Source organism: Candidatus Latescibacter sp., assembly GCA_030692375.1.
Lineage (GTDB): Bacteria > Latescibacterota > Latescibacteria > Latescibacterales > Latescibacteraceae > JAUYCD01.
Genome location: JAUYCD010000186.1, coordinates 1 through 6,878, shown reverse-complemented (window position 1 = coordinate 6,878; position 6,878 = coordinate 1). Strand labels below are relative to the sequence as shown.

At 51.7% G+C, this 6,878-nt stretch carries 5 protein-coding genes; all 5 read right to left on the bottom strand.

Annotated features, from left to right (window positions below; translation table 11 throughout):
• On the bottom strand, positions 1 to 488 hold a 488-nt coding region (locus tag Q8O92_11155), incomplete at its 3' end, for an LPP20 family lipoprotein (GenBank protein ID MDP2983874.1).
• A gap of 350 nt (positions 489 to 838) precedes the next feature.
• Positions 839 to 1,513: a hypothetical protein gene (locus tag Q8O92_11150; GenBank protein ID MDP2983873.1), complete on the bottom strand. Its 675-nt coding sequence runs from the start codon at positions 1,511 to 1,513 to the stop codon at positions 839 to 841.
• 199 nt (positions 1,514 to 1,712) lie between these two features.
• Complete coding sequence (locus tag Q8O92_11145) at positions 1,713 to 2,597, bottom strand: hypothetical protein (protein MDP2983872.1); 885 nt, start codon at positions 2,595 to 2,597, stop codon at positions 1,713 to 1,715.
• On the bottom strand, positions 2,548 to 3,114 hold the full coding sequence (locus Q8O92_11140) for a TlpA disulfide reductase family protein (protein ID MDP2983871.1): 567 nt from the start codon (positions 3,112 to 3,114) through the stop codon (positions 2,548 to 2,550). The genes Q8O92_11145 and Q8O92_11140 overlap by 50 nt, the downstream gene beginning before the upstream one ends.
• 206 nt (positions 3,115 to 3,320) lie before the next feature.
• The coding region (locus tag Q8O92_11135) for a T9SS type A sorting domain-containing protein (protein MDP2983870.1) at positions 3,321 to 6,878 on the bottom strand (3,558 nt) is incomplete at its 5' end.

The window sequence follows — 6,878 nt, the reverse complement described above, 5'->3', positions numbered from 1 at the left end:
TTCAATTCGGAATACTCGGCCGCGGCGTCACGGGCGGCGGAAAGAAGAGCGTTTTTCATGGAATCCTTGGATAATTCGGCCAGGGAAAACATCCGTCCCTCGCGGGATTCGCGTTTCGTGATGATGACACCACTCAGGGTGTTGCTCACCACCGTTTTACTCACAGACTCGGAAAACTGCAGCGCCCGGACATTATCCAGGGTTCCGCTCTGCTGCAGATAGTTTCGGAGCATGCTTTGTACGCTCACCTGAATGGAAGCCATAAGACTTTGAGTGGCAGCGGCATCGGACAACTGTGTAGCCAAATCCAAAAACGCAGATTTTTCGGATGCGCCGGTGCCGTAAATTTTGTCCTTTGCCTGCGGCGGATTCAGATACCAGTCCGGGACATCCCCTTTGCTGATATTTTTGGGCCCGCACGCACTCAGGCCGAAAGCAACGGCTATCCCTAAAACCAGGATAGAAGCGATCTTTCTGTTCATTTGCATGTAATTCTCCTTTAATTAAGGTTAACTGTGAGTTTCGTTGTTCTGATTATATCTCAGTATGTCATCAGGTCTGTAACCTTCGGTAAATCGTAAGAATTATTTACTTCTATAGGGATTCAATATCCCCCCTGCCTTCGGCATCCCCCCTTATTGCACCCCACTCGTACTTTGTACGAGCGGGGACCTCGCAAGGGGGAATTCTGGGAGAGGTATTCTGTCAAATCTTAAGAAACGTTTATATTGTGATAGTAGGTGTTTTCTCCCCCCTTAATAAGGGGGGTAGGGGGGATCAACTCCTTTCGGGAAATCACCTTTACTGAATTCACGACATACTCAAATAATATTAAAAATCATGGGCGGGACGGCGGGAGAGGAAGTGATGTTTCGCCCCCCGTGGTTTTTGAACCGCCTCCCGACAGCGCCGCACCGGCGCCGGCCAGCACCACACCGGCCAGTATATACCACTTTGTATTCGACTTCTTCTTCATTTTCCCGAGAAGCAGTTCATTCCCCAGATCGGTGATCACAATATTCATAACATCATCTATGGAACCTCTGTACTGGCGATCCGCAGTTTTTATGGTTTTAGCGCTCTCCACATCCACAATCCGCGCCGATACGGAATAGGTTTTTCCCACGAGGCCTACAGTTCCTATCAGTATCCGGTCCACTTGGAGCATTTTCCCGAATTCTATGGCGCAGGAATCCGAAACGCATCCGGTGTTCTGGATGTTAAACTGGTTCAGAATCTTGTCCATCTGGGTCTGTTCGACCAGGATGTACTGATCCCGTCCTTCCATACCGGAATAGTCCGGCGATTCGATCAATTGATTGAGGCGTGAGCGCAGTTTTTCCGAGAGCACTTCCGCTTCCACCTGCGAAACCCCTTTCGCATCCAAGTTCAAAACCGCCATGGTGTACCGTTTCTTTTCAACCTTTGCAGGGGCAGGGGCTGAAAAAGCAGGCGTCACCCCACTTGCCAGGAGAAAGAAAGACAGGTAGAGCGATACAATTTTTTTAAACATAAGCAAGCTCCCCGTTCCATTTCAGTGCGATAGGTCACATTTCAGGCATATGCCGAAACAAGTTCGGCATGACACGTTTCATGACAAGCGAATACAACGGTCACCCTGAACTTGTTGCCGCTTCGCGGGTACGATAAAACCGTTTCAGGGTCTATCACCTTGCAAGCATCCATGTCTTAACAATAGAAGATTAATATATTTATTTAATAAAATCCACTATAGGCTTTATTTCCGGCCGTATCGTATATTTTTTTGAAACCTCAAGAAGTTTATAGGCAAAGCCTTTAACTTTTTTTGCTTTATCGAAAGTCAACACGATTTCGCCAACATGGCCGCCGTTTTTCCCCGCCTGGACTATCCGGCATCCCGAGACGACTATGGGCTCCTCTATAAGAGTCTGGGAATGTCCGCCGATGATGAGGTCTATTCCCGGAATTCTCTTTGCCAGTTCCTCATCGGGTTTTCTCCCCAACTGAGAAAGAACTATGATGTAATCGCTCGACTTCCACAGCATGGGGAGAAGCTCCGCCAGTGTGGAATCCGGCTGCCGGTAAGCAAAATCCAGGCTCTCTTTCGGCAACCAGGCGAAACTTTCCGCCCCCGAAATCCCGATGACCGCAATCCGTACCGAATCCACGGTAAACATGCGCCAGGGAGAGAACAGTTTTTCACCGCCGGGATTCATCAGGGTGGCGCTTACCATTCTTTCCCGGAAGCTCCCGGAGAGCGCGAGGAAGCGTGACATTCCCCGGTAAAGCTCCTGCTCGCCCACTCCCCAGGCGTTATACCCCATTATCTCCATAAGCTTGAAAATAACCTGGCCTTTGCGATCAACATCGGAAAGTCCCAGGTAGCCACCCGAATCCAGGAGAAGCATATCGGGATACCGTGACCGATATTCCCGGACGAGACTTACCCGTTCGGCCAGACCGCCATAGGGGTCGTTACGGCAGTTGCAGTCCACCAGTTTCCCGTTGGAGTTGTTTGTGAACAGTATCCGTACTGTTTTTTCATCTGCTGCCTTGCCGGTTATGCTACCGAGAAGAAGCGCCGGAAGCAGCATCCAGCACAGCCTTGATCTCATTTTCCAACCCCGTAAGTATCTCGATTGCCTTCTCTTCCGAAAAAGAGGTGTTCAGGTATCGAACCTTTCCCGCGCCATCTATCAGCACCGTATGCGGGAGCCCCGGATGTCCCACCAGATCGAGCACCACACCGTAACGGTCCACCAGCATCGGGAGGGAGGTCTTCAACTCGGCCGCAAGACTCTGCGCCACCTTGTTATTATCGCCGACATCGATAAGAATCACCCCCAGTCCCTGCTTTTGATACTTCGCGCCAAGTTTTTCCAGCTCGGGAATCTCCTTGCGGCAGGGCTTGCAGGTATAGGCGCAAAAACTGAAGAGAATTCCCTGATACTTCCTGGTCGGGGCGTTCCCCACCTGTTCCCTGAGATAAAAGGGATTGCCATTCAGGTCTTTGAGGAAAAACCCCGGGAAAACATCGCCGATCTTGAGATGAGGCCCGGTGGCTGCCCAAGCTTCGGCAACCAGAATGAAAGCCATACAGAACAGCACCGCCGCTGAAATATACTTTCTCATGTGTTTACCCTGTGGTTGCATAATTTTTTGACAGGATTTACAAGATTTACATGATTACAAATCCTGTTAATCATGACGACATATATTATTGCGTTGCTTTTCAAAATAGATATCGAAACGAGTTCATCGTTCCCGCGAAGCGGCAACGAGTTCGGCATGACACGTGTCATCCTGAACTCGTTTCAGGATCTATACATTCCTTTTTCTCATTTCATGAAGAGCATTTTTTCGGTCACAGAGGCATACCCGGCATCGATATGATACACATACAGCCCCGATGTCAATCCACGGGCGTCGAACACCAGCTCATGCACCCCGCGCTCACGGTATCCCAGATTGTATTCACGTACTTTCTGGCCCACTGCATTGAAAACGGTTACCATCACCTTCCCCCTCTCGGACAGCTCATACCTGATAACTGTGGAAGGATTGAACGGATTGGGATAGGAATTTGCTGTCACAAAGCTCACAGGTTTTTTCTGGATATCTTCCCTGCCCGCATTACCGGAATCATAAGCCGTCAGGGTGAAATGACGCTCGGTGAAGCCGATACCGGAAAGGAAATCGAATGTGCTGCCCTGAATATTCACCTTTTCGCCGGTATCACGGTCGGTCACGGTCAGATTCAGTCCTGCGGGGAGGTGTTCAATACCTTCCAGGGAAACCGTCACTTTCTCACGGGAAATATTGGTTCTCACATCGAAATCCCAGGAAAGCTGTTCTTCCGGGGGCCGTATATCCACAGTATAGTCGGAGGGATACCGTGTCCAGTTCCTGTGCGGGAAGGTGAGGGAAACATAGTCCCCGACCGGGGGCGGTTCAACATGGTCATGAATATCCCACTCCGCTGAGGCGTCACTGCCGGCTCCGAGATGATTGGCGTTGTCGACAGCGAGAGCCGCGGATGTTTTAAGGGTCAGCGCCCAGAGGAGGGTGCTCTCTTTCGCCGCCGGTTTCTGCACACCGGCCGGTTTCGGCTTGAGCCGGATCACCACATTGCGATTTTCCAGATTTTTCACCGCATACCCGGTCCAGGGGTTGAAGACCTTTGGCGCATTTGTTGGATCCGACCAGCCTCCCTCGTAGGTGTAAGGCTTGCTGAGATTCGCCTTTGAAGGATTCTCCATATCCACCCAGGAAATGTCGAACATCCAGGGATTGGCGATGTCGTTCCATCCCGGCTTCAGCGTCATGGAGAACGGCTCTGCGGTGGTGACCGTGGTTCCCTTCGGGGGCTGGAGTTTGAAATCGTTCCGTGTAATCATCCAGAAAGCGATCCCCGGTTTGAATCCTTCAATGTTGGGATACTCTTCCGGTACATCTTTCAGGGGATTGTAGCGGAAAAGCCGCCAGTCCGTTCCCATGGCGCCATTCAGAGTTCCCGCAAGCTGGCCGGTGATGGAAGTCTCTTCCAGATTGAGCGGTATGGAGATCATCTTGTAGGAGTTCTGCACATTGCCGCCTTTTACTCCATACGGCGATACCATGCCCTCCACCCTGGCGCTGATGTTATAGAAACCCGTGTCCGGCGGCGCATTTGCCCGGATATTGTTTATATCACGTGCGGTGATGTAATATTCCATGCCCAGCGAGGTAAATTTCCCGCTCCCCAGGGTGAAAATATAGAGACCGCCGCTGCCGGATTTGGTCATGGGAACGCTATTATCAAACTTTCGACGGCCGTTTTCATCGTAGTACAGCAGCACCTGGCTTATCTCCGAAGTTCCGGTGACCAGAGCGACAAAGGTGATTGTATCATTCTCAGCGGCAACATTCCGGGGAATCGTATGCTGAATTGTAACCTCAGGCCGAATAATCGAGAAAAATCCATCGCTCCGGTCATATATCGCCGAATTGGAACGGTCGCTAATTTTAATTACACACGAGTCGGATTTCACATTTGTTACTATCCAACTGAAAGTTCCGCTTGCAGCATTGGGTGGATTGTCGGCGATCATCTGCCCGGGGGGAAAACTAACGCCGCCGTCGGTTGAAAGCTCGATCTTCACCTCGTTCACTCCCTTGAACTGCCAGGTTATCTGCTTGGTGGACCCTACCGTCCATCTATCGCCCGGCGCGGGCGAAAGCACGGTTATAAATGAGGTGACCACTGCCACTATCGAAAATGAACCATTACTCATATCAGTGAGCGAGCTTGCGGGATCGGTGATCCTCACCAGGCATTTCGTGGAAGGATCATTGGGCACCGTCCAGGTATAGGACTGATCGGATGCGCTCACCCCGGATTTGATGTCCACCCAGCGCGCGCCGCTGTCATTCGAATACTGGAGAAGAAGAGGGCCTGTCTGCTGGGCCTGCCAGGTGATTGCCACCGTGGAGCCGACAGCCCACTGCTCGCCGCCGTCCGGGGAAAGCACCTGAATGGATGGCTTGGGCGCAGCTTTTATGGTGAAACTGGAGGGGGAGGTGCTCTCTATGTTTCCATCCTGATCCACAATCCCAACATGGCAAGTGGTGGAGGACACATCCGGGACAATCCAGGTATAGGAACCGTCAGCGGCTGATACGCCGGATTTTATCTCTATCCAGTTATTTCCGGAATCTATAGAATAAAATATGCCAAGAGCGGCCAGGTTTTTCTGCTCCCAGGTTATCGCATGGCTGGAACCGGCGATCCAGGACTCTCCCCCGACCGGCGATGTGAGTTTCAGCGAGACAGCCGGAGAAACGGTGAATGCGATGTCGCTGTAATCCGAAACCGCCGCATTGGAGACATCGCTGATCCGAATTTTACACGTAGTCGAAACAGCGGCGGACACAGTCCAATAGTACGTTTGATCCGAAGCGGTAAGGCTGGGGACTATAACTGTCCACGTCACTCCGCCGTCCGTGGAATATTCTATCTTGACAAAAGTGACGCCGGAATAATCCCAGGTGATAGCCTGGGATATGCCCACCGGCCAGCGTTCACCGCCGTTGGGCGCGGTAACGGTTATTTTCCCGGCAGGCGAAATTGCAAAAACGCCGTCGCTCACATCATTTACAGCAGCATTTGCCGCATCGCTTATCCTGACAAGGCATTGAGTTGAAGTTACGCCTGGTACAAGCCAAGCGTAGCTCCCCGCCGATGCAGTCGTACTAGCGATGATAGTTAACCAAGTCGAGCCGTTGTTTGTCGAGTATTCGATCTTGACATTCGTTACGCTGCTCGATGTCCAGGTAACATTCTTCGTCGTTCCGACTGTCCAGGTCTCGCCGCCGTTGGGGGAGGTTACCCGGATGGTTGCGGTCGGTACCACGGCAGCGATGGAGAACACAGCGTCACTCTGGTCATTCATGGAAAGAATCGAGGCGTCGCTGATTTTTATGAGGCATTGCGATGAAGTCTGTGTCGCTGCGGGTATCGTCCACGCGTAGCTCCCCGCGCTCGCCGGCGTGCTTGCTATAATCTGCGACCATGACGTTCCGTTGTTCGTAGAATATTCGAGCTTGACGTTCGTCACACCGGAGGAAGTCCAGGTGATGTTTTGCGCGGTTCCGACGGTCAAGGTTTCGCCGCCGTTGGGCGATGTAACCCGTATGCTCGCGGTAGGAGCTACAGCAACGATGGAGAATACACCGTCACTCTGGTCATTTACCGAAAGATTCGAGACATCGCTGATTTTTATGAGGCATTGCGATGAAGTCTGTGTCGCTGCGGGTATCGTCCACGCATACGTCCCCACGCTCGCCGCCGTGCTTGCTACAATCTGCGACCATGACGTTCCGTTGTTCGTAGAATATTCGAGCTTGACGTTCGTCAC